This window comes from Pseudonocardia sp. DSM 110487 (genome assembly GCF_019468565.1).
GTDB lineage: Bacteria > Actinomycetota > Actinomycetes > Mycobacteriales > Pseudonocardiaceae > Pseudonocardia.
In genome coordinates this window covers 6,435,437-6,457,867 of sequence record NZ_CP080521.1, presented here as the reverse complement: position 1 = coordinate 6,457,867, position 22,431 = coordinate 6,435,437, and the positions used below count along the sequence as shown (strand labels likewise).

The window sequence follows — 22,431 nt, the reverse complement described above, 5'->3', positions numbered from 1 at the left end:
GCAGTGGGTGTGTGAAGAGGCTGGTCAGGCGAGTTGCTCGACCATCTTCTGCCAGTGTTGCTGCGCCTCCCCGTCCCAGCGGGCGTAGAGGGTGTCGAAGAGCGCGGCGGCGCGGGCGCCCGCCCATTCCTCGGGCAGCAGCTCCGCGGGCAGCTTGGGGTCGAGGAACGGGAAGCGGCGCCACGCGTGCACGAGCAGGATCTGGTGGACGAGCACGTCGGCCGGTTCCGCGGGCGTGGCGTCGGCGAAGCCGTCGAGGAACTCCTCGTAGGCCGCTTCCACCTCGGCGAGGTCCCAGGCCTGCTCCACCACCTGGCGCTCGGTGCCGATCGCCCCGAAGGGGCCCACGAAGGAGCTTGTCACGGCCGTGAGCCCGAGGTCGGCGATCACGTCCGCCGCCTCGTCCTGCTTGCCCGGGTCCGGGGTGAGCCAGACGCCGGGGGCCGGTGAGCCGAGGCCGGCCCATGCGAGCCGGGTGCGCAGCCGGTGCCGCAGCTGGCGCCGGGCCTCCGGCACGCTGACGAGCAGCACCAGCCAGCGCCCGTCCCACGGGGGCACGGCGGTGCCGAAGCCGTAGATCCGGGCGGCGCCGTCGGAGAGCAGCGTCCGGCCCTGCTCGGTGAGCGACCAGCGGACGCGGCGGCCGGAGCGGCCGGACACGAGCAGGCCCTCTGCGGCGGTGCGGGCGAGCGCCTGGCGGGCCGACTTGGGCTCCACACCGAGGCCGCCGAGCACGTCGATGAGCACCTGTGTCCAGACGGGCTGGTCGCGGGGGAGGAGGAACTCGCCGAGCACGGTGAGCAGCAGCGAGCGAGCGCTCGTGGCGCCGAGCTCGCGGCGGCGGGAGAGCGCCGGGTGATCGGTGTCGGCGACGGTGCTCATGGCGGCCGAGGGTAATGGGACCGATCGGCTCGATCCCACCCGCGCGCACACCAACCCAGGATCACCGGATCGTGTGGTCCCCATTTACCCACGAAGGGGGCAAAACGGGCCGCGAATGGTCCGAACGGGCGAGCCTGTGACCAGTATGGATCACGGGCTTGCAGATGAACATGAATGCCAGGTTAAACGGGTCCGCGCGGTCTCGGATCAGACGAAACCGGCGGAACGGACAGCGGGAGGAGGTCGTTCCCCGTTCACCGTGCACTGCCGCCGGCCGTCCCGACGTCGACTGCTCGGAGTCTCGAGATGACCAGATCCCTGCCCCGCCCAGCACGCCCTGCCCAGCACGCCCCGCCCCGCCGCCGTGATGCGGTGCGGACCGACGTGCTCGCCTCGCTCGTCGTCTTCCTCGTCGCCGTACCCCTGTCGCTGGGGATCGCCCTCGCCTCCGGCGCGCCGCTCATGGCCGGGCTGATCGCCGCCGTGGTGGGCGGCGTGGTCGCCGGTCTGCTCGGGGGCTCCCCGCTGCAGGTCAGCGGCCCGGCCGCCGGGCTCACCGTCGTGGTGGCCGAGCTCGTCACCCGCTTCGGCTGGCAGACCACCTGCCTGATCACCGCGGGCGCCGGGCTGCTCCAGATCCTCTTCGGCTGCACCCGGATCGCGCGGTTCAGCCAGGCCATCCCGCCTGCCGTCGTGCACGGGATGCTTGCCGGCATCGGCATCACGATCGCGCTCTCGCAGCTGCACGTCGTGCTCGGCGGGAGCCCGCCGACGGGGGCGCTCGGCGCGCTCGCCGAGCTCCCTGCCCAGCTGACGCAGGTCCGGCCGGGCGCCGCCCTGATCGGCGCCGTCACGATCGCGCTGCTCCTGCTGTGGCCGCGGCTGCCCCGCGGGGCGCGGGTGCTCCCGGGCGCACTCGTCGCCGTCATCGCCGCCACCGCGGTCGCGTTCCTCCTGCCCGACGTCCCGCGGGTCGATCTCCCGGTCAACCTGCTCGAGGCGATCACGCTGCCGACGCTGCTGCCGGACCTGCCATGGCTGGGGATCGCGGGCGGGATGCTGACGATCGCGCTGATCGCGAGCGTCGAGAGCCTGCTCTCCGCCGTCGCGGTGGACCGCATGCACACCGGGAGGCGCACGAATCCGGACCGCGAGCTGATCGGGCAGGGCGCCGCCAACACGGTCTCCGGCCTGCTGGGCGGGCTGCCCGTCACCGGCGTCATCGTGCGTAGCGCCACCAACGTCAAGTCGGGCGCCCGGACTCGGGCCTCCGCGGTGCTGCACGGCGTGTGGGTCGCCGTGTTCGGGATCGCGCTGGTGGGCGTGGTCGAGCTGATCCCGCTCGCCGCTCTCGCGGGGTTGCTCGTGGTGGTCGGGGCACAGCTGGTGAAGCCCGAGCAGATCCGGGCCGCCCATTCGCACGGGGAGTTGGTCGTATACCTCGGCACTGTCGTGGGCGTGCTCGCGCTGAACCTGCTCGAGGGCGTCGTGATCGGCCTCGTGCTCGCCGGCCTCGTGATGTTGCGGCGCGCGGTGCGCGCCCGCGTCCGGGTCGTCGAACCCGATGGCGCGGCGCCGTGGCGCGTGATCGTCGAGGGCACGTTGAGCTTCCTGTCGGTGCCCGCGCTCTCGCGCACCCTCGCCACCGTGCCGGCCGGCGCACCGGTGCGCGTGGAGCTCGTCGTGGACTACCTCGACCACACGGCGTTCGACCACCTGGACGCCTGGACGGCCCGCCAGCGCGGGGCCGGAGCGGAGGTCGTCGTGACCGAACCTGGGGCGCGTGAGCAGGGCGATCGCCCCCGCCACCGCTACGCGACCTGGTCGCAATGGCAAGGGACACCGGGGCAGGAGGTCGACCGCACCCCGCGCGCGCCGCTCCTCGCCGGCGTCGCCGCGTACCACGCGGATGCCGCGGAGCTGATCCGGCCGACCCTGGAGAAGCTCGCCGATGGCCAGGAGCCGAAGGGGTTGCTGCTGTGCTGCGCCGACTCGCGCGTGCAGCCCAACATGATCACTCGCAGCGGGCCAGGCGACCTGTTCACCGTGCAGAACGTGGGAAACCTGGTGGCCGGGACGTCGATGCGCGCCGCGCTCCACTACGCCACCGAGGTACTGCGCGTCCCCCTGGTCGCCGTGTGTGGCCACTCGGGGTGCGGCGCGATGCGCGGGCTGCTCGACGGGGCCCGGCAGCCGGGCGACCCGCTCGGTGACTGGCTCGCCTCGGGCGCTCCCAGCCTGGACGCGCTGCGCGCCGGGCATCCCGTCGGGCGGGCCGCGCTCGCCGCGGGTTACGGCGAGGTCGAGGCGCTGGCCATGGTGAACGTGGCACAGCAGCTGGCGGACCTGCGATCTCAGGGCGTCGATGCCGCGCTGGTCGGGCTGTTCTTCGACATCCCGACGGCGCGCGTGCTCGTGCTCGACGAGGAGGCGCAGGAATTCCGCAGGCCCGAGTGATGATCGGGCGTACCGTGCGGTCGTGGTGATCGACCTCCCCGACGGCCTTCGGGCCGGCCCGATGCAGGCCACGGATGCTGCGCGGTGGGCCGCGTTGCTGGAGGCCGTCGAGGATGTCGACCGGCGCGACGAGAACTTCGACGCCGAGGACTGCGCCGAGGAGCTCGCCGACCCGGATCTCGACCTGGAGCGCGACACCCTCCTCGTGCTCGACGGGGACGACCGGGCGGTGGCCTATATGGTGGCCCGCCTGCGCGTCGGGCCACCATTGGGCCTGCGCCTGGTCGTCGACGCGGCCGTGCACCCGCGCCACCGTCGGCGCGGGATCGGCACGGCGCTGACGGCCGCGGCACACCGGCGGGCCGACGAACTGGGCGCGGCGGTCGTCACACGGCTGGCCGAGTCCGGGGCCGACGCGATCGCACTCGCCGAGCGCGCCGGGATGCGGCCCGTGCGGTGGTGGTCAGAGCTCGTGCGCGACCTCACCGTTCCGGTCAAGCCGATCTCGCCACCGGCCGGGATCACCATCGCCGTGCTCGGGCGGCCCTACGACGCGGCGCGGTGGGACGAGCCGCTGCGCCTGGCACACAACAGCGCGTTCGCCGACCATTGGGGATCGGCGGCAATCGGCCCCACCGGATGGGCGCACCAGCGCACGGGCGCCCGCGCGTTCCGCCCTGAGAGTTCCGTCGTCGCCCTCACCGGCGACGGTTTCATCGCCGGGTACATCCTGAGCTACGAGTTCCCGGCCGCCACCGCGCGCAGCGGCACTCGTGATCTCTACGTGGGGACGGTCGGCACACTCCCCGCCCACCGCGGGCGCGGGATCGCCGGTGCGCTGCTGGCCAGCGTGCTGCAGGGCGCCGCCGACCAGGGCTACGCCACCGCGTCCCTCACCGTAGACGCGGAAAACCCCACCGGCGCGCTCGGCGTGTACGACCGCGCGGGCTTCCGGCCGCATCGCCGCGATGTGACCTACCTGCGGCCCGCTCAGTCCTCGTCGGGCGGGGCGAAATGGGCCAGGGCGTCCACCGACGGCACCGTGTAGTACGCCCCGGTGACCGGCTGGGTGTAGCGGGTCAGCGCGTCGCGCACGCCGTCGCCGACTCCGGCCATGCGCCGCAGCATCTCTTCGAGGCGCCACTGGTCGCGGCTGAACCCGACGAACGCGGTGCCGTGCCGCGAGACGCCGCCGAAGGCCACGTTGCGCCGGAAGATCGGCAGTTCCTCACCGTCCACCTCGAGCACGGTGCGCGCGACGTGGCTGTCGGCGGGCTTGGTCTCGTCGTCGAGCTCGATGCTGTCGGGCTTGGTGCGGCCCATGACGTTCTCCTGCGCGTGCGTGGGGAGGCTCTCCCAGCCGTCGCCGTCGTGCTCCCACATCTGCACGAGCACCACACTGCTGCCGGCCCCCGGCTTCTGCGCGGGCACGAGCGCGACGGCGGGCGCCTCGAGGAGCGACGGGTTCTCGGTGCCGTCGATGAAGCCGGTGAGGTCGCGGTCGTGCCGGTAGAGCCAGCCCGTCGTCTCCCGGCGCAGCCGGGCCACCGGCGCGAGACCGGAGACGATCGCGCGCCCGTTGTCGAACACGGCGGTCCGGTCGCCGCCGGCCACCCACATCCACGCGTCGTGCTGGGTGGCGGGCATCGTCCAGCCGCCCGCGCCGACGAGCGGCTGTTCGAACCCGCGCGCGGAGGCGGGCACGTCGGCCGGGTCGGCCACCTCCGCCCACAGCTCCGGCCTGAACCCGACGACGAGGTTGACCCCGCCAGTGGTCGACAGCGGACCGACGAGCCCGGCGGCGGCCTGCACGAGCGCGATCGGTTCGGCGTCCGGGGCGAGGTCGAACTCCAGGTAGCCGTGCTCCGGGGTGCCCAGCGCGAAGATGCCCGGTTGAGCGTTCACCGCTGCGCTTTCCGGTGCACGCTCTCCACGGTCGAGATGAGGCCGTCGAGGTCGGGCAGGACGGCGTCGGCGATTGACGGATCGTGCTCGTCGGAGTTCCGGTTGACCCACACCCGGGACACGTCGAGGGCCTTCGCGGGCTCCATGTCGTGGAAGTAGCTCTGCGCGACGTGCACCCAGCGGTCCCGCGTGGCCCCGAAGGACTCGGCGAAGCGGGTGAAGTGGTTGTGGTTCGGCTTGTACGAGCCGACCATCTCCGCGGTCACGACCGCGTCGACCGGGGCGCCCAGCCGGCGCTGCGTCTCGCCGATGATGTCCTGGTCGCAGTTGGTGAGCAGGGCGATCCGCCACCCGGCCTCGCGCAGCCTGGTCAGGTTCGCCGCCACCTCCGGGAAGACCGGCCAGTAGGCGATGGTGTCGCCGAGCACGTGGGCGTCGTCCGCGCGCAGGTCGAGCCGCGCGTCGCGGGCGGTGCGGCGCAGCGCCTCGGCCATCACCTCGCGGTAGCGCAGGCCGGGGAACTCGGTCTGCACTGCGGGCTCGTGGCCGTTGTACGCCTCGAGCAGCTCATCGCCCTGCCCGGGGAACAGCAGGTCGATGCCGTTCGCGATGCCGTGCCGCCAGTCCACGAGGGTGCCGAAACAGTCGAACGTCGCCCACCGGATCGCAGTCATGCACTCATCTTGGTACGCGGGTTACCGTCTGCGCTCGTGACGTCCCCCGATCCCGCGCACCCGCTCGCCTGGCTCGAACCGCACGCCGCCCACCGCCGCGCCGCCGGGCTGCGCAGGGAGCTGCGGCCCAGGACACCGCGTGAGCCGCTGCTCGACCTCGCAGGCAACGACTACCTCGGCCTCGCCACCGACCCGAGGGTCGTCGAGGGCGCGGTGCGGGCGGCGCGGACCTGGGGTGCGGGCTCCACCGGCTCCCGGCTCGTCACCGGCACCACCGCCCTGCACGCCGAGCTGGAGGCGGAACTCGCGGCGTTCTGCGGGGCCGAGGCCGCGCTCGTGTTCTCCTCCGGCTACGCCGCCAACCTCGGTGTGCTCACCGCGCTCGCCGGGCCGGACGCGCTGGTCGTGTCGGACATGGCCAACCACGCCTCGCTCATCGACGGCTGCCGGCTCTCCCGGGCACGCGTCGCCGTGGTCCCGCACGACGACCCGGACGCGATCGACGCGGTGCTCGCGGCGCGGAGCGAGGAGCGGGCGCTCGTCGTCACCGAGAGCGTGAACAGCGTGGACGGCGGCCTGGCGCCGCTGCGGCAGCTGCACGCGGTCTGCCGCCGCCGGGGCGCGCTGCTCGTCGTGGACGAGGCGCACGGGCTCGGCGTGGTGGGCCCGGGCGGGCGCGGGCTGCTCGCCGCCGCGGCGCTGGCGGGCGCCGACGACGTGGTCGCGACCGTGACGCTGTCCAAGGCGCTCGGGGCGCAGGGCGGTGCGGTGCTCGGGCCGGCGGCGGTCACCGCGCACCTGGTCGACACCGCCCGCTCGTTCATCTTCGACACCGGCCTCGCACCGGCTGCCGTTGGCGCCGCGCAGGCGGCACTTGCCGTGCTCAGCGGCGAGCCCGAGCGGCCGGGCGCCGTGCTGCGCGTGGCCGCCGCGCTGGCCGAGGCCGCCGGGGTGCCCGCGCCGCCGTCCGCGGTGGTGCCCGTCGTGCTCGGCGAGCCCGACGTCGCAGTGGCCGCGGCCCGCCGGTGCGCCGAGCGCGGCCTTCGCGTCGGGTGCTTCCGGCCGCCGTCGGTGCCCGAGGGCACCAGCAGGCTGCGCCTCACCGCGCGCGCCACGGTGACCGACGCCGAGCTCGCGCACGTCCGCTCGGTGCTCGCCGACGTCCTCGCGCCGGCCAACGCATGATCGTTGTTGTCACCGGCACGGGCACCGAGGTCGGCAAGACGATCGTCACGGCGGCTATCGCCGCGGTCGCGGCCGCCCGGGGGGAGCGGGTGGCCGTGCTCAAGCCCGCCCAGACCGGCGTGGCGGACGGCGAGCCCGGGGACGTCGCCACCGTCCAGCGGCTCGTGCCCGGCATCACCGGCCGCGAGCTCGCCCGCTATCCCGAGCCGCTCGCGCCCGCGACCGCCGCCCGCCGCGCCGGGATGGCTCCGGTCACGCCGCGGGCGGCGGCCGACGCGGCCACCGCGCTCGCCGCGGACCACGACCTGGTGCTCGTCGAGGGGGCCGGTGGGCTGCTGGTGCGGATGACCGACAACGGCACCCTCGTCGACGTCGCCGCGCTGCTCGCGGCTCCGGTGCTGGTGGTCGCCGCGGCCGGGCTGGGCACGCTCAACGCCACCGAGCTCACCGTCGAGGCGCTGCGGCATCGCGGGCTGACCTGTCCGGGGGTCGTGGTCGGCGCGTGGCCGGCCGAGCCGGACCTCGCGGCCCGCTGCAACCTCGATGACCTGCCCGCCACCAGCGGCGTCCCGCTGCTCGGCGCGCTCCCCGTCGGCGCGGCCGCGCTGGACCCGGCGAGGTTCGCGGCCGTCGCACGTCACAGTCTGGCGCCCGAACTGGGTGGCGGATGGCAGACTCCCGACGCGTGACGACGACGCAGTTCGCCATCCTCGACTCCATTCGGTCCCAGGTCCTCGACGAGGGCGTCGGCCTGTCGGAGGAGCAGGTGCTCGACGTCCTGCGACTCCCCGACGAGGCCCTCGAACCGCTGCTGGAGCTGGCGCACGAGGTCCGGATGCGCTGGTGCGGGCCGGAAGTCGAGGTCGAGGGGATCATCTCCCTGAAGACCGGCGGCTGCCCCGAGGACTGCCACTTCTGCTCGCAGTCGGGCCTGTTCGACTCGCCGGTGCGCTCGGCATGGCTGGACGTCCCGTCGCTGGTGGAAGCGGCGAAGCAGACGGCGAAGACCGGGGCCACGGAGTTCTGCATCGTCGCGGCCGTCCGCGGGCCCAACGAGCGGCTGATGGCACAGGTCGCCGCCGGCATCGCGGCGATCAAGGACGAGGTCGACATCAACATCGCCTGCTCGCTGGGCATGCTCACGCCCGAGCAGGTCGACCAGCTCGCCGCGATGGGCGTCCACCGCTACAACCACAACCTGGAGACCGCCCGCTCCCACTTCCCGAACGTCGTCACCACGCACACGTGGGAGGAGCGCTGGGAGACTCTCTCGCTGGTGCGCGAGGCCGGGATGGAGGTGTGCTGCGGCGGCATCCTCGGGATGGGGGAGAGCATGGAGCAGCGTGCCGAGTTCGCCGGGCAGCTCGCGGCGCTCACCCCGGACGAGGTCCCGCTCAACTTCCTCAACCCGCGCCCGGGCACCCCCTTCGGCGACCTGGAGCCCCTCGACGCGCGCGACGCGCTGCGCGCCGTCGCGGCGTTCCGGCTGGCGCTGCCGCGCACCGTGCTGCGGTTCGCGGGCGGGCGGGAGATCACGCTCGGCGACCTTGGCGCGCGCCAGGGCCTGCTCGGCGGGATCAACGCAGTGATCGTCGGCAACTACCTGACCACGCTCGGCCGCCCGGCGGAGTCGGACATCGATTTGCTCGGCGAGCTGCAGATGCCGATCAAGGCGCTGAGCGAGACGATCTAGCGGACCGATGTTCTGCGACCAGTGCGGGAAGCCCGCGGCAGAAGGCGCTCACGCACGCTGCGCGGACCGCCGGATGCTGGAGCCGCCGCGGTTCTGCCCGGACTGCGCGCGGCGCATGGTTGTGCAGGTGACGCCGACGGGCTGGACGGCGCGCTGCAGCCGGCACGGTGAGCGCGCCAGCCGCTGAGCCCTACCGGGTGCGCCACCTGCCGTCAGGCGAGCCGGCGTGCGCAGATGACGGCGTCGACGCCGCTGCCGGACTGGACCCGTCGCCGGTTCTCGGCGACGGCGAACTCCCAGCCGTGGGGATCGAGCGCGGCGACCGTGGTGTCGACGTCGACCTGCACCTGGCCGGCCGCGGGCGTGGGCGCCCCGGTGGCCGGGTCGACCGGACGGTGGCCGACCAGCAGGAGCGTGCCGCCGGGCGCGACCCCGGCCGCCATGCGTCGCACCATCTCCTCCACCGAGCCCGCGATGTGGACGTAGAGGCACGTCACGAGGTCGAACCGGCCGGGCTGCGGGGCCCAGGTGGCGAGGTCGCCCTCGACCCAGTCGATGCGCTCGGCGATGTCGGCACCGAGCGATTCGGCGGTCGACCGGCCGTGTGCCAGGGCGGCCGCGGAGAAGTCGACGGCCGTGACCCGCCACCCGCGACCGGCGAGCCAGAGCGTGTCGGATCCGTGGCCGCACCCCGCGTCGAGCGCACGTCCGGGCCGCAGGCCCTCCACCGCGCCGGTGAGGTGCGTGTTCGGGGGCCGCTGCGCGATCTGCTCCCCGTGATCACTCAGGACCTGCGACCACCGCTCTTCCCAGAACTCCCGGTCGAACGCCGGTCGAGCAGTCATTCGTGATCACCTCCGGGTACATCGTGCCCGCGTCGCGTGTCCGCCCGCACGCCGGGGGACCGACCGACAGCGCCGGTCATCGCTCCTGGCGGCGTCGGCGGTGGTCGGCGACGTGGGCGCTGTTGGCGCAGCGGGTGCTGCAGAAGCGGCGCCTGCCGTTGCGGGATGTGTCGACGAAGACGGTGCCGCAGCCGGGGCGGTCGCAGCGGCCGATGCGGTGGGGGTCGTCGCAGAGGGCGTGGGCGAGGCCGCCCGCTGTGTAGGCCGTGACGCGGTGCACGAGGGGCGCGTCGTGCTCGGCGTAGTGGAAGTGCGGGGCCCGTCCGTCGTGCTGGGAGATGTAGGGCGGGGCGGCGACGGCGGCGAGGAGCTCGTTGACCAGGTCGACGCGCCGGGTCACATCGGTCTCGGCGAAGACGTCGCGCAGCCGGTCCGCCCAGCGCGTCAGTTCCCGGGCCTCGGCGAGGTCGACCTCGTCCGCCGGCCGGTAGTCGTAGGTCGCCAGTACCTCGTCGAGGGCGTCCGGCGGCGCCGCGGGACCGGCGTTGACGAGGGCGACCGCGAGCTGTGCCGCGGTGCCACCGTAAGGGTTGAATTGCACTAGGGCATTACAGCAGGCTGGGTTCCGTGAACACCAGCGTGCAGCGCTCGACCGGTCGATTCGTGGGCTTGTGGTTGGCGCTCGGTGCCGCGCTGGCGATGGGGAGCGCGGCGGCGGCGATGAAGGCGCTTGGGGCCACCGGGATGCCGGCGGTGAACGTGGTCCAGGCGCGGTTGCTGGTCGCTGCCGCCGCGCTGATGGTCGTCGCGGTGGTGGTGCGCCGCGGTCGGCTGCGGGTCGCGCGGCGCGACTGGTGGCTGGTCGGCGCCTACGGCGTGATCAGCCTGGCGGCCAACCAGGTGGTGTTCATGATGTCGTTGTCGCGGCTCTCGGTCGGGGTGGCGCTGCTGCTGGAGTACCTGGCTCCGGTGCTGGTGGCGCTGTGGGTGCGGTTCGTGCGGCGGGAGCCGGTGTCGGGCCTGGTGTGGGGCGGCATCGCGGCCACGCTGCTCGGGCTCGGGCTGGTGGGGCGCGCGTGGGCGGGGTTCGCGCTGGATGGGGCCGGTTTCGTGCTGGGGTTGCTGGCCGCGGTGACCATGGCGTCCCGGTTCGTGCTGGCCGATCGAGGGCTGCGCCGGCACGACCCGCTGGTGCTGGCGGCGTGGGGCACGACGGTGAGCGCCGGCACCCTCCTCCTGACGGGGGCGATCGCACCCTTCCCGCTCGACGCGCTCCTGCGGGACGTGGACCTGAACGGCGTCGCCGTACCGGTCGCGCTGCTGGTGGCGTGGGTCGGGCTGGTCGGCACGGCCGGGGGTGTGCTGCTCGCGGTGGCCGCGCAGCGGCTGCTGCCGCCGACGGCGGCGAGCCTGGTGCTGACCCTGGAGGTGGTGGTGGGTGCCGGGCTGGCCTACCTGGTCCTCGGGGAGGGGCTCGCGGCGGCCCAGATCCTGGGCGGCGCGGTGATGCTCGGCGGGGTGGCGCTGGCGCAGGTCGCGATCGTCCGCCGCGCTGATCGCCGACCGGCATCGACCGCGGCCCCTGCCGTGGGCGCGCTGGCGACGGAGGCGCGGTGACGACCACCGCGTCTCAGTTGACGCTGTGGTCCACCGCGTACGTCGTGATCGGTGCGGGGACGGCGTGGAGCTCGGCGAGCAGGCTGGCCTCGCGGGCCAGCAACACGCGTACCAGCCGCAGCCGCTCCACGGGGGAGGTCAGCTCGAGCAGGCGCTGGCGGTCGCTGACCGGCAGCAGGCAGTCGGCGGCGAGGACGTGCGGGAGAGCGCCCGGTTCGACATCGGGTTCCGGCTCTGCCCACTCGCCCGCCTTCCATGCGGTGGTGCAGTAGCGGCGGTGCGCGGCGCGGGCGGCGGTGGACAGGATGCGGGTGAGCTCGCCGACGGCCGCGTCGTCCGATGGGTCGTCGGGGAGGTGCTCGACGGAGCCCATCAGGTACGGCTTCGAGTCGGCGTCCATATCGAGCAGGCGGAACCGGCGGGCGCCGTGGGTGACGAGGTCGAAGCGGCCGTCGGGCAGCCGCTCGACGTCGCGCAGCACCGCGGTGCAGCCGATGGTGTGCAGCCCGGCGATGCCGTCGTCGTCGGGTGCCCAGCCCTCCCGGACGGCGACGACGCCGAACTCGCGGTCGGGCACAGCGCCCGTGACGAGGTCGAGCGTGAGCTGACGGTAACGGGGCTCGAAGACGTGCAGCGGCAGCGTGGCTCCGGGCAGTAACACCGTGCCCAGCGGGAACAGTGGGAGCGTCTCGGCCACGTCGTTACGGTACGACTCCGCGGGTTGCTTCGCTGGGCGGTCGCAGCACGGCGAATGCGTCGGTCACGCGCAGGGTGCGGTCGGTGAACCGGAAGAGCGCCGCGGGCCTGCCGCCCACGGGCCCGGGCGGGGCGACCTCACCGGTCGGTTCGAGGACCTGGCGCCTGGTCAGCACGCGTTGCAGGTTGGTGGCCGACACCGGGTGCCCGAGCGCGGCGGCGTACAGGTCGCGCAGGGCGGAGATCGTGAACTCGCGGGGAGCGAGCGCGAACCCGAGGTTGGTGTAGGAGAGCTTCGCGCGCAGCCGGTCGCGGGCGGCCGCGATGATCTCGGCATGGTCGAACGCGGTCGGCGGTAGCGCCGCGAGGGGATGCCAGTGCGTGTCCGGCGGCACCGCCGGATCGGCGTCGGACCGCACGAGCCCGAGGAACGCGGTGGCGACCCGCCGGACGTCCGGCACCCGGCCCGGCCGGCTGAACACCCCGAGCTGCTCGACGTGGGTGACCTCGCGCAGGTCGACCTTCTCCGCGAGCTGGCGGCGGACCGACCGCTCGACGTCCTCGTCGTCGCCGAGCAGGCCGCCCGGCAGGGCCCAGCGGCCGGCGTCGGGGGGCAGCGCGCGCTGCCAGGCGAGCACCTGGAGCGACCCGCAGCGGATCTGGAGCACCGCGGCGAGCACCTCGTGCTCGGTCGGGCGCGTCATGAACGGATCGTAGGGCGTCTGCTTCCGTCCCCGCCGTGAACGCCAGATTGCGTCCCGGTGAGGCCCCGGTCACGAGGAGGGGGCACCGCGGCGATCCCGCTGTTAGTATCGCTCCTGTTTCCGACTGACAGTCGAAAACTGGGAGGGGTCATGACCGCAAGCCCGACGATCGCCGAGCCCCAACTCGGCGGGTCGCTCGAAACTGGATGGGCCGACGAGGTGCGTGCCCTCGCCCGCCGCCGCGACGCCGTGGTGCTGGCGCACAACTACCAGCTGCCGGAGATCCAGGACGTCGCCGACCACACCGGCGATTCCCTCGCGCTATCCCGGATCGCGGCCGAGTCCGACGCGTCGACGATCGTGTTCTGCGGCGTGCACTTCATGGCCGAGACCGCGAAGATCCTCAGCCCGGACAAGACGGTGCTGATCCCGGACGCCGCCGCGGGATGCTCGCTGGCCGACTCGATCACGGCCGATCAGCTGCGCTCCTGGAAGGCGGAGCACCCGGACGCGGTGGTCGTCAGCTACGTCAACACGACGGCCGCGGTGAAGGCCGAGACCGACATCTGCTGCACCTCCTCGAACGCCGTCGAGGTGGTGGCCTCGATCCCGGCCGAGAAGGAGGTGCTGTTCCTTCCCGACCAATTCCTCGGCGCGCACGTCCGCCGCGTCCTTCAGCGGGAAAACATGCACGTCTGGGCGGGGGAGTGCCACGTGCACGCCGGTATCAACGGCGCCACCCTCACCGCGAAGGCCAAGGCGAACCCCGACGCCGAGCTCTTCGTGCACCCGGAGTGCGGCTGCGCCACCTCCGCGCTCTACCTCGCCGGGACGGGCGCGGTGCCCGCGGACCGGGTCAAGATCCTCTCTACGGGCGGGATGCTCGACGCCGCACGCACATCGCACGCGAAGTCGGTGCTGGTGGCGACCGAGGTCGGCATGCTGCACCAGCTGCGCAAGGCCGCGCCCGAGATCGACTTCCGCGCCGTGAACGACCGCGCTTCCTGCCGCTTCATGAAGATGATCACCCCCGAGAAGCTGCTGCGGGCGCTGCGCGAGGGCCGCGACGAGGTGCACGTCGACCCCGAGCTCGCCGCGCGCGGCCGTGCCGCCGTGCGGCGAATGATCGAGATCGGGAAGCCGGGGGGTGGCGAATGACCGCGCACTGGGAGGCCGAGGCGGATCTGGTGGTCGTCGGGTCCGGGGTCGCCGGTCTCACCGCCGCGCTGGACGCCGCCGAGCTCGGCCTGCGCGTCGTCGTCGTGACCAAGGACGCCGCCGACGCCGGGTCCACCCGCTACGCGCAGGGCGGGGTCGCCGTGGTGCTGGGGGACGTGCCAGGGGACAGCGTCGAGGCGCACGTCGCCGACACGCTCGTCGCCGGGGCCGGCCTCTCCGACCTCACCGCCGTCACGGAGATCCTCACCGACGGCCCGGCCGCCGTGGCCCGGTTGCGGGCGCGGGGTGCGACCTTCGATCCCGGTGCGGACGGACGGCTGGCCCGCACCCGCGAGGGCGGGCACTCGGCGTTCCGCGTGGTGCACGCGGGCGGCGACGCCACCGGAGCCGAGGTCGAGCGCGCACTGGTGGCCGCCGCGACCGACCGGCGGCTCCCGCTGCTCGCAGGCCACGTCGCCGTCGACGCGCTGCGCGACGAACGCGGCACGGTCAGCGGGCTCGCCGTGCTCGACGACGCCGGCCGACCCGGGATGCTGCGCGCGCCCGCGGTGCTGCTGGCGAGCGGCGGCTACGGCCAGCTGTACGCGAGCACCACCAACCCGGCCACGGCCACCGGCGACGGCCTTGCGCTCGCGTTGCGGGCCGGCGCAACGGTGGCTGACCTGGAGTTCGTGCAGTTCCACCCCACCGTCCTCTACACCGGGCCGGCGGTGGGCAGGCGGCCGCTCGTCACCGAGGCCGTGCGCGGTGAGGGCGCGGTGCTGCTCGACCGCGCGGGCCGGCGGTTCATGACCGACCTGCACCCGCTCGCCGACCTCGCCCCGCGCGACGTCGTGGCCGCGGCGATCACCCGCACGCTCGCCGCCACCGGCGCCGACTGCGTGCACCTGGACGCCACGGCGATCCCGGACTTCGCCCGGCGGTTCCCGACGGTCCACGCCGCGTGCCGGGCCGCCGGGATCGACCCGGTCCGCGAGCCCATCCCCGTCACCCCGGCCGCGCATTACGCCTGCGGCGGCGTGGTCACCGACCTGCACGGGCGCACGTCCGTCCCGGGGCTCTACGCCGCAGGCGAGGTCGCGCGCACCGGCCTGCACGGCGCCAACCGGCTCGCGTCCAACTCGCTGCTGGAAGGGCTGGTGGTCGGGGCCCGGGCAGCGCGGGCGGTGGCCGCCGACCGGGCGGCTGTGCGGCCCGCGCCCGGCGAATGTCTCGTCGCGTCGCCGGCGGCCCCGCTCGCCCCGCGCGCGGTCGTGCAGCAGGCGATGACGGCCGCGGCCGGCATCGGCCGGGACGCCGCAGGCCTTGCCGCCGCGTCCGACCGGATCGAGGAGGCGACCGCGGTGGGCGTCCCGGCGGACCGGGCGGGCGTGGAGGACGCCGCGCTCACCGTGCTCGCGCAGGCCGTGCTCGCCGCGGCCGGCACCCGCACGGAGAGCCGCGGCTGCCACGTGCGCACCGACTTCCCCGACCGGGACGATCAGTGGCAGCGCGCGAGCCTCGTGCTGACGCTCGACGCCGACGGTCGGCCGGTCGTCCAGGCCGGGACGGCGGTGGCGGCATGACCGGCACGCTGCTGGGGCCCGACCTCGCCGACCTGCGGCGGGTCGTCGCGACCGCCCTCGAGGAGGACCTGCGCTACGGCCCGGACGCCACGACCGCGGCGACCGTGCCCGCCGATGCCGTGGCCGTGGCCGCGTTCGCCGCGCGCGAGCCGGGTGTGCTGGCCGGGTTGCCCGCGGTGCGCGCCGTGCTGGACGAGGTCGTCGGCGACTACGAGGTCCTGGAGGCCCGTGCCGACGGCGACCGGCTCGCCGCGGGCGAGTCCGCCCTGACCGTCCGGGCCCCGGTGCGCGGGCTGCTCACCGCCGAGCGCACCGCGCTCAACCTGCTCTGCCACCTGTCCGGCGTTGCCACGGCCACCGCGGCCTGGGTCGATGCCGTGACCGGCACCAGCGCCCGCATCCGCGACACCCGTAAGACATTGCCCGGGCTGCGGCTGCTGGAGAAGTACGCGGTGCGCTGCGGCGGCGGGGTGAACCACCGGCTCGGGCTGGGCGACGCCGTCCTGATCAAGGACAACCACGTCGCGGCCGCAGGCTCGGTGGGCGCCGCGCTCGCCGCCGCCCGGGCCGCGGCGCCCGACCTCCCGTACGAGGTGGAGGTCGACACCCTCGACCAGTTCGACGAGGTGCTCGCCCTCGAGGCGGAGCTGGTGCTGCTGGACAACTTCGACGTCGAGCGCACCCGTGAGGCCGTCCGGCGGCGGGGCGATCGGCCCACGAAGCTGGAGTCGTCCGGCGGGCTGGTGCTGGCCAACGCGCGGGCCTACGCCGAGACCGGCGCCGACTACCTGTCGGTGGGCGCGCTCACCCACTCCGTGCAGGCGCTCGACCTGGGCCTGGACCTCCGGTCCTCGTGAGTGGATACGCGCGCTATAGCGCGCGTATCCACTCACGACCTGGTCAGCGCAGGCGCACGATGCTGCCGTTGACCAGGCGGGCCTCCTCCGACACCACCCACGCGATCACCTCGGCCACCTCGTCCGGCGTGGCGACGTGGGTGTGCTCCGTGCTCGCCTCCACGCCCGCGCGCACCTCGTCGTTGACCCACCCGGTGTCGGTGACCGGCGGGTAGACGATGTTGGCGGTCACGCCGTGGGGTGCGAGCTCCACCGAGGCGGACATCGTGTAGTTCTCCTGCGCCGCCTTGGCCGCGCCATAGGACACCTCGTCGGGGAAGCCGTGCTGCCCGCCCGAGGTGAGCCCGACGATCCGGCCCCACGTGCCGCCGCGGGCGCGGTGGCGGCGCGCGAACTCCGCGATCAGGAGCGCGGGCGCCATCGCGTCGACGGCGAACTGCCGCTGGAACGTCTCCGCCGTGACCTGCCGCATCGGCCGGCCGAACCGGTCGATCTCGGCGGGCTTGAACGTGTCCTGCACCCAGCCGCTCGCGTTGTTGACCAGGATGTCCACCGGCCCGAGCCGCTCCTCGGCGGCGTCGAACAGCAGGGCAGGGCTTGCCGGGTCGCGCAGGTCGGCCTCGACCGCGTAGGCCCGGCCGCCTGCCCGCTCGATCTCCGCGACGACGTCGGCGGCGTCGCCGCGGCGCAGGCGGTTGTACTCGGCGGGCTGGCCCTCGTCGTCGCCGGGACGGAAGTAGGCCACGAGCACCGCGGTGCCCCTGCGGCCGAGTGCGATGGCGGTGGCGGCACCGATGCCCTGGTTGGCGCCGGTGACGAGGGCGACATGCTGGGATCCGGAACTAGTGATCACCATGGCCGCACTCTCGCAGATCGCGGCGTCGGGACGCCTCGGGATTGCGGCCTCGTTGCCATTGGCAAATAGTGGCGGCCACGTGCGGATCAACTCGGGTCGGACGAGGGAGCGGCATGAGCGAACCGTGGCAGTGGGACGAGCCCACCTGGCGAGGCCACGTGCACCGGGTACGGGCCGGGCGGCGGCTCGTGCCTCCGAGCTGGCCGGGAGGCTCGCGCGTCGCCGTCGCGCTCTCGTTCGACTCCGATCACGAGACGATCCCGCTCCGCGACGCCGAGACCCGCCCGGGCAAGCTCGCGCAGGGCGAGTACGGCTCGCGGGTGGCGGCGCCCAAGATTCTCGCGCTGCTCGCTGAGCACGGGGTTCGCGCCAGCTTCTTCATGCCCGCGGTGTCGGCGCTGTTGCACCCCGGCGAGGTGGAGTCCTACGCCGCGGGCGGGCACGAGGTGGCCGTCCACGGCTGGATCCACGAGCGCAACATGCTGCTCGAGCGCGCCGACGAGCTCGACCTCACCGGCCGCGCTATCGACGTCCTGGAGAAGCTCTCCGGCACCCGCCCGGTCGGCATCCGCACCCCGAGCTGGGACTTCTCCGACAACACCCTCTCGATCATCGAGCAGCTCGGGCTGCGCTACGACTCGTCGCTCATGGCCGACGACGAGCCGTACGAGCTGCTCGCCGACGGCCGCCGCACCGGCGTCGTCGAGATCCCGGTCGAGTGGATCCGCGACGACGCCCCGTACCTGACGATGGACCGCTACACCGGGCTGCGGCCCTACACCTCGCCGCGGGCGCTGTTCGAGATCTGGCGCGACGAGTTCGACGCCGCCCACGCCGAGGGCGGGCTCTTCCAGCTCACCCTGCACCCGCACGTCATCGGCCACCGATCCCGCCTCGTCGTGCTGCGCGACCTGATCGGGCACATCGCGGGCCACTCGGGCGTCTGGTTCGCCACCCACGCCGAGATCGCGGCGCTGGCCGCCGACATGCTCGACCAGGAGAACCGATCATGACCGAGACCGCCATCGGCACCCGGCTCACTCCGGCTCAGCGCAAGGCGATCGTGGCCGGCTCGATCGGCAACACCGTCGAGTGGGTGGACTGGGCCGTCTACGCCACCCTCGCGCCGGTCTTCGCCGGTCAGTTCTTCGCGCCGGGCGACGAGACGGCCGCACTGCTGTCGACCCTCGCCGTGTTCGCCGTCGGGTTCGTCATGCGCCCCATCGGCGGTGCCGTGCTCGGCGCGTACGCCGACCGGCACGGCCGCAAGAAGGGGCTGATGCTCACGATCAGCCTGATGGCCGGGGCGGCGTTCGTCATCGCGATCACCCCGACCTACGCCGCGATCGGCATCGCGGCGCCGCTGATCCTGCTGCTCGCCCGGCTCGTGCAGGGGTTCTCCGCGGGCGGGGAGTTCGGCTCGTCCTCGTCGTTCCTCGTGGAGTCGGCCGCTCCCCGACGGCGGGCTTTTGCGGGCTCATGGCAGCAGGTGTCGGTCGGAGCGGGTGCGCTCATCGCGTCGTTCATGGGCTTCGTGCTCACCTCCACGCTCAGCGAGCCCGCGATGCAGGCGTGGGGCTGGCGGATCGCGTTCGGGATCGGCGGTCTGCTCGGCCTGGTCGGGCTGTGGCTGCGGGTGAGCGTCGAGGAGACCGAGAGCTTCCGGCGGGCCAGCGGCGATGGCCGCACCCGCGGCAGGCACCCGATCGTCGGGATGCTCACCGAGCACCCCGTCGCCGCGCTGCGCGTCGTCGGCATCACGATCGCGGGCACCCTGACCTACTACGTGTGGATCAGCTACATGCCCGGCTACGCCAGCAAGGCGATCGGCATCCCGATCCAGCAGGCGCTGCTCGCCAACACCCTCGCGATCGCGTACTTCCTGTGCCTGCTGCCGTTCGTGGCCCTGCTGTCGGACCGCTACGGGCGCAAACCCACACTGCTCGCGTTCGCGATCGGGTTCGTCGTGCTGTCCTGGCCGTTGTTCCAGCTGCTCTTCGTCGGCGGGTTCTGGGCACTGCTGGTGGTGGAGCTGATCGGCGTCACCCTGATCGCCGGTTACTCGGCCAACTGCGCCGTGGTGATGGCGGAGCAGTTCCCCGCCGAGGTGCGCAGCACCGGCATCGGGCTGCCCTACGCGCTCGCGGTGGCGATCTTCGGCGGCACCGCCCCGTACATCACCACGTGGATGAGCGCGAACGGGCTCGGCGGCTACGTATGGCTGTACGTGGCCGTCGCCGCCCTGATCGGCGTGGCCGTCTACGCGACGATGCCCGAGACCAAGGGGACCGAGCTGGTATGAGGCACGTGCTGGTCACCGGCGCTGCGGGCGGCATCGGGCTCGCCGCCGCGGAGGAGTTCGCCGCGCGCGGCGACGCGGTCACCGGAGTCGATGCCCGCGGCCCCGAGCTGAACGCGGAGATGGCCCGTATCGGTGCCCGCGCGCTCGTCGCCGACCTGGCCGACCCGGGCTGCGGCGAGGTCGTCGAGCGGGCGGTGGCCGTGGCCGGACCGGTCGACGTGCTCGTCAACGCGGCGGGTATCTACCCGGCGACCCCGCTCGCCGACATGACCGCGGCAGTGTGGGACCGGGTGCAGAACGTGAACGTCCGCGCCCCCGTGCTGCTCACGCTCGCCGTCGCCCGTTCCGGACGGCCGGCGGCCGTCGTCAACATCAGTTCCGGCGCCGCTACACGTGCCCGGCCAGGGGCGGCGCACTACTGCACGTCGAAGGCGGCGCTGGAGATGGCCACGAAGTCCTGCGCCGTGGAGCTCGCCGCGCAGGGCGTGCGGGTCAACGCGGTGGCACCGGGGTTCGTCGAGGTCGCCAGCCCGGTCAACCCCGTCACGCCGGAGTACGCGGCCACCGTGGCGGTCAACCCGCTCGGGCGGCCGGGGCAGGCCGACGAGATCGCCGCCGCCGTGGTCTGGCTCGCGAGCGCCGAGGCGGCGTTCGTCACCGGCGCGGTGCTGCGGGTGGACGGCGGCGCGACCGCGGGCACCACCGCCCTGCCGATCCACCACCCGACCACGACCGTTCTGCAGGAGGGTCTCTCGTGAGCTACGTGATCGTCGGGGCCGGGGCCATCGGCGGCACGCTCGGCCACCACCTCGCCCGCGCCGGGCACGGGGTCACCGTGGTCGACGCCGACGCCGAACACGTCCGCGCGATCCGCGAGCACGGGATCGTCGTGCGCCGGGGTGACGAGCGCACCGCCGTGCCGGTGGCCGCCGCGCTCACGCCCGACGAGCCGGGGCCCGAGCGCGTCGAACGTGTCCTGCTCGCCGTCAAGGCGCAGGCCACCGACCGCGCGCTGGACTGGATCGCGCCACGCCTCGCGCCCGGCGGATACGTCGTCTCGCTGCAGAACGGGCTGAACGAGCAGGCGATCGCCGCCCGGGTCGGGACCGAGCGCACCGTGGGCGCCTTCGTCAACCTGTTCGCCGACGTCGTGGCGCCGGGGGAGATCCGCGACGGCGGGCTGGGCGCGCTGGTCGTCGGTGAATTGGACGGGAGTGGTTCGCCGCGGGTGCGCGAGCTCGTCGCCGACCTGCAGTCATGGGGGCCCGCTCGCGCCACCGGGAACGTCTCCGGGTACCTGTGGTCGAAGCTCGGGTTCGGCGCGATGCTGGTCGCCACCGCCCTCGCCGACGCGCCGATGGCCGAGCTGATCGACAAGCACCGCGGCGTCATGCACGCGTTGGCAGGGGAGGTCTACGCGGTGGCAGGTGCGGAGGGGATCGCCCTCGAGCCCTTCGACGCGTTCGACCCCGCCCCGTACACCGGTCGCGACCCGGCCGCGGCCGACGCCGCCACCGACGCGCTGGTCGCATGGCTGCGCACGCAGGCCAAGGACCGGAGCGGTATCTGGCGCGACCTGGCTGTGCGGCACCGGCCCACCGAGGTGCCCACGCATTACCGGCCGGTGCTCGACCGCGCGGCTCAGCGGGGAATCGCGGTGCCGGGCCTCGAGCGCCTCGTCGAACAGATCGCCGAGCTGGAGGCCGGCGCGGCCATGTCGGAGCGGCGCATCGCCGACCTCGCGGGAGCCCTTCGATGACCGTGCCCGCCCCGTCGGTGCTGGACGTGGTGGATGTCGCGGCGCTGCACCGGCTGCTCGCCGCCCACCGCGCCGAGATGGTCACCGACCTCGTCTCCTACGTCGAGCGGGAGACCCCGAGCGACGACCCGGTGCTGCTCGCCAAGGGCCTCGCGTACCTGGAGGCGTGGCTGACCGACCGGCTCGGCGCACCGGCGGCGCGGACCCACCACGAGGCCACCGCGCACGGGGACGTCGCCGTACTGGACTACGACGGCGCCGGCGCCCGCCTCACGCTGCTCGCGCACTACGACACCGTGTGGAGCGCCGGCACGCTGGACGCGTGGCCCGTCCGGGTGGACGGGGACGTCGTCAGCGGACCGGGCGTGTTCGACATGAAGGCCGGGCTCGTGCAGGCCGTCTGGGCGATCCGGACCCTGCGCGCGGCCGGCGTGCCGCACCCGCCGCTGCGGCTCGTGCTCACCGGGGACGAGGAGATCGGCAGCCCGTTCTCCCGGCCGATCATCGAGGCCGCGTGCGCCGACGCCGCGGCCGTGCTGGTGTTCGAGGCCAGCGCAGGCGGCGGCGCGGTGAAGACCGCGCGCAAGGGCGTCGGCCTGTTCGACGTGCACGTGCGCGGGGTCGAGTCGCACGCAGGGCTCGACCCGGCCGCGGGCGTGAGCGCGATCGACGAGATCGCTCGCGCCGTCCGCACCCTGCACGCGGCCACCGACCTCGCCGAGGGCACGACGGTCAACGTAGGGGTGCTGCGGGGAGGCACCCGGCCCAACGTCGTCGCAGGTTCCGCCGCCGCGTCGATCGACGTGCGCGTCCCGTCCCTCTCCGCGCAGGACCGGATCGACGCGCTGCTCGCAGGCCTGCACGCGCACGACCCGCGCGCCGCGATCACGGTCACCGGCGGCTGGAACCGGCCGGCGATGGAGCGCAGCGCACCGATCGCGGCGATGTACGCCCTCGCCCGGTCGGCGGCTGCCCGGCTCGGCGTGGACCTGCCCGAGATGGCGGTCGGCGGGGCGAGCGACGGCAACTTCGCCGCTGCCCTCGGCCTTCCGGTGCTCGACGGGCTCGGTGCCGTGGGCGGTGGGGCGCACGCCAGGCACGAGCACGTCAGCGTCGACGGAATGGTGGAGCGTGCGGCCGTCGCGGCCGGGGTGATGGCGGCGTTCGCCGCCTGACGGCCCGAATGGCACGCCTCTGCACGCGACTGAGCCGGGGACCCCTCCCAGCTTCCGCGGCGATCATCGATCCCGCGAAG

23 protein-coding genes are annotated in these 22,431 nt (G+C 74.0%); 15 read left to right on the top strand and 8 right to left on the bottom strand.

What is annotated here, in order from left to right; all coding sequences use genetic code 11:
- Positions 1-24: 24 nt before the first annotated feature.
- The gene (locus K1T35_RS30125) at positions 25-882 is read right to left on the bottom strand and encodes a PaaX family transcriptional regulator C-terminal domain-containing protein (protein WP_220255180.1); all 858 of its coding nucleotides are present in this window, start codon (positions 880-882) and stop codon (positions 25-27) included.
- Between the two features lie 306 nt (positions 883-1,188).
- Here K1T35_RS30125 and K1T35_RS30120 point away from each other — a divergent pair, with 306 nt between their 5' ends.
- Both K1T35_RS30120 and K1T35_RS30115 read left to right on the top strand, forming a co-directional pair.
- Positions 1,189-3,339, top strand: a complete 2,151-nt coding sequence (locus K1T35_RS30120) for a SulP family inorganic anion transporter (protein WP_220255179.1) — start codon at positions 1,189-1,191, stop codon at positions 3,337-3,339.
- A 22-nt stretch (positions 3,340-3,361) separates the two neighbouring features.
- Complete coding sequence (locus tag K1T35_RS30115; protein WP_220255178.1) at positions 3,362-4,387, top strand: GNAT family N-acetyltransferase; 1,026 nt, start codon at positions 3,362-3,364, stop codon at positions 4,385-4,387.
- Here K1T35_RS30115 and K1T35_RS30110 read toward each other — a convergent pair.
- Positions 4,330-5,244 (bottom strand): Dyp-type peroxidase, encoded by a 915-nt coding sequence (locus tag K1T35_RS30110; RefSeq protein ID WP_220255177.1) that lies wholly within the window; start codon positions 5,242-5,244, stop codon positions 4,330-4,332. The genes K1T35_RS30115 and K1T35_RS30110 overlap by 58 nt on opposite strands.
- The gene (locus tag K1T35_RS30105) at positions 5,241-5,918 is read right to left on the bottom strand and encodes an HAD family hydrolase (RefSeq protein WP_220255176.1); all 678 of its coding nucleotides are present in this window, start codon (positions 5,916-5,918) and stop codon (positions 5,241-5,243) included. The genes K1T35_RS30110 and K1T35_RS30105 overlap by 4 nt, the downstream gene beginning before the upstream one ends.
- A gap of 36 nt (positions 5,919-5,954) precedes the next feature.
- Here K1T35_RS30105 and K1T35_RS30100 point away from each other — a divergent pair, with 36 nt between their 5' ends.
- Genes K1T35_RS30100 through K1T35_RS49135 form a run of 4 tightly spaced genes read left to right on the top strand, consistent with a single transcriptional unit; the run spans position 5,955 to position 8,983 of the window.
- A complete protein-coding gene (locus tag K1T35_RS30100; RefSeq protein ID WP_220255175.1) occupies positions 5,955-7,103 on the top strand; it encodes an 8-amino-7-oxononanoate synthase in 1,149 nt (382 codons plus the stop codon).
- A complete protein-coding gene (gene bioD, locus K1T35_RS30095; protein WP_220255174.1) occupies positions 7,100-7,792 on the top strand; it encodes a dethiobiotin synthase in 693 nt (230 codons plus the stop codon). The genes K1T35_RS30100 and bioD overlap by 4 nt, the downstream gene beginning before the upstream one ends.
- Positions 7,771-8,796: a biotin synthase BioB gene (gene bioB / locus K1T35_RS30090; protein ID WP_220255173.1), complete on the top strand. Its 1,026-nt coding sequence runs from the start codon at positions 7,771-7,773 to the stop codon at positions 8,794-8,796. Before bioD ends, bioB begins: the two co-directional genes overlap by 22 nt.
- A gap of 7 nt (positions 8,797-8,803) precedes the next feature.
- Positions 8,804-8,983, top strand: coding sequence for a hypothetical protein (locus tag K1T35_RS49135; protein WP_255620896.1), 180 nt, complete (start codon positions 8,804-8,806; stop codon positions 8,981-8,983).
- A gap of 25 nt (positions 8,984-9,008) precedes the next feature.
- Here K1T35_RS49135 and K1T35_RS30085 read toward each other — a convergent pair whose 3' ends face one another.
- Both K1T35_RS30085 and K1T35_RS30080 read right to left on the bottom strand, forming a co-directional pair.
- Positions 9,009-9,641 (bottom strand): bifunctional 2-polyprenyl-6-hydroxyphenol methylase/3-demethylubiquinol 3-O-methyltransferase UbiG, encoded by a 633-nt coding sequence (locus tag K1T35_RS30085; protein WP_220255172.1) that lies wholly within the window; start codon positions 9,639-9,641, stop codon positions 9,009-9,011.
- A 76-nt stretch (positions 9,642-9,717) separates the two neighbouring features.
- Positions 9,718-10,242, bottom strand: a complete 525-nt coding sequence (locus K1T35_RS30080) for a CGNR zinc finger domain-containing protein (RefSeq protein ID WP_220255171.1) — start codon at positions 10,240-10,242, stop codon at positions 9,718-9,720.
- 26 nt (positions 10,243-10,268) lie between these two features.
- On the opposite strand from K1T35_RS30080, the gene K1T35_RS30075 reads away from it, so the two are divergent.
- On the top strand, positions 10,269-11,258 hold the full coding sequence (locus tag K1T35_RS30075; protein ID WP_220255170.1) for a DMT family transporter: 990 nt from the start codon (positions 10,269-10,271) through the stop codon (positions 11,256-11,258).
- 13 nt (positions 11,259-11,271) lie between these two features.
- Here K1T35_RS30075 and K1T35_RS30070 read toward each other — a convergent pair whose 3' ends face one another.
- Positions 11,272-11,955 carry an LON peptidase substrate-binding domain-containing protein gene (locus tag K1T35_RS30070; RefSeq protein ID WP_220255169.1) on the bottom strand — a complete coding sequence of 228 codons (684 nt, stop codon included), beginning with the start codon at positions 11,953-11,955 and terminating at the stop codon, positions 11,272-11,274.
- Between the two features lie 4 nt (positions 11,956-11,959).
- Complete coding sequence (locus tag K1T35_RS30065; protein ID WP_220255168.1) at positions 11,960-12,658, bottom strand: NUDIX domain-containing protein; 699 nt, start codon at positions 12,656-12,658, stop codon at positions 11,960-11,962.
- A gap of 150 nt (positions 12,659-12,808) precedes the next feature.
- Between K1T35_RS30065 and nadA the strand changes: the two genes are divergently transcribed.
- The 3 genes from nadA to nadC are packed head-to-tail and all read left to right on the top strand — an operon-like array spanning position 12,809 to position 16,259.
- Positions 12,809-13,816 carry a quinolinate synthase NadA gene (gene nadA, locus K1T35_RS30060; RefSeq protein WP_220255167.1) on the top strand — a complete coding sequence of 336 codons (1,008 nt, stop codon included), beginning with the start codon at positions 12,809-12,811 and terminating at the stop codon, positions 13,814-13,816.
- Positions 13,813-15,402 (top strand): L-aspartate oxidase, encoded by a 1,590-nt coding sequence (locus K1T35_RS30055; protein ID WP_220255166.1) that lies wholly within the window; start codon positions 13,813-13,815, stop codon positions 15,400-15,402. The genes nadA and K1T35_RS30055 overlap by 4 nt, the downstream gene beginning before the upstream one ends.
- Positions 15,399-16,259 (top strand): carboxylating nicotinate-nucleotide diphosphorylase, encoded by an 861-nt coding sequence (gene nadC, locus K1T35_RS30050; RefSeq protein ID WP_220255165.1) that lies wholly within the window; start codon positions 15,399-15,401, stop codon positions 16,257-16,259. Before K1T35_RS30055 ends, nadC begins: the two co-directional genes overlap by 4 nt.
- A 43-nt stretch (positions 16,260-16,302) precedes the next feature.
- Here nadC and K1T35_RS30045 read toward each other — a convergent pair whose 3' ends face one another.
- Complete coding sequence (locus K1T35_RS30045) at positions 16,303-17,115, bottom strand: SDR family NAD(P)-dependent oxidoreductase (RefSeq protein WP_220255164.1); 813 nt, start codon at positions 17,113-17,115, stop codon at positions 16,303-16,305.
- Positions 17,116-17,228: 113 nt separating this feature from the next.
- On the opposite strand from K1T35_RS30045, the gene K1T35_RS30040 reads away from it, so the two are divergent.
- Genes K1T35_RS30040 through K1T35_RS30020 form a run of 5 tightly spaced genes read left to right on the top strand, consistent with a single transcriptional unit; the run spans position 17,229 to position 22,351 of the window.
- The gene (locus tag K1T35_RS30040) at positions 17,229-18,128 is read left to right on the top strand and encodes a polysaccharide deacetylase (protein WP_220255163.1); all 900 of its coding nucleotides are present in this window, start codon (positions 17,229-17,231) and stop codon (positions 18,126-18,128) included.
- Positions 18,125-19,417, top strand: coding sequence for an MFS transporter (locus tag K1T35_RS30035; protein ID WP_220255162.1), 1,293 nt, complete (start codon positions 18,125-18,127; stop codon positions 19,415-19,417). Before K1T35_RS30040 ends, K1T35_RS30035 begins: the two co-directional genes overlap by 4 nt.
- A complete protein-coding gene (locus K1T35_RS30030) occupies positions 19,414-20,175 on the top strand; it encodes an SDR family NAD(P)-dependent oxidoreductase (protein WP_220255161.1) in 762 nt (253 codons plus the stop codon). Before K1T35_RS30035 ends, K1T35_RS30030 begins: the two co-directional genes overlap by 4 nt.
- Positions 20,172-21,176 carry a ketopantoate reductase family protein gene (locus tag K1T35_RS30025; RefSeq protein WP_220255160.1) on the top strand — a complete coding sequence of 335 codons (1,005 nt, stop codon included), beginning with the start codon at positions 20,172-20,174 and terminating at the stop codon, positions 21,174-21,176. The genes K1T35_RS30030 and K1T35_RS30025 overlap by 4 nt, the downstream gene beginning before the upstream one ends.
- Positions 21,173-22,351: a M20/M25/M40 family metallo-hydrolase gene (locus K1T35_RS30020; protein ID WP_255620891.1), complete on the top strand. Its 1,179-nt coding sequence runs from the start codon at positions 21,173-21,175 to the stop codon at positions 22,349-22,351. Before K1T35_RS30025 ends, K1T35_RS30020 begins: the two co-directional genes overlap by 4 nt.
- Positions 22,352-22,431 lie beyond the last annotated feature (80 nt).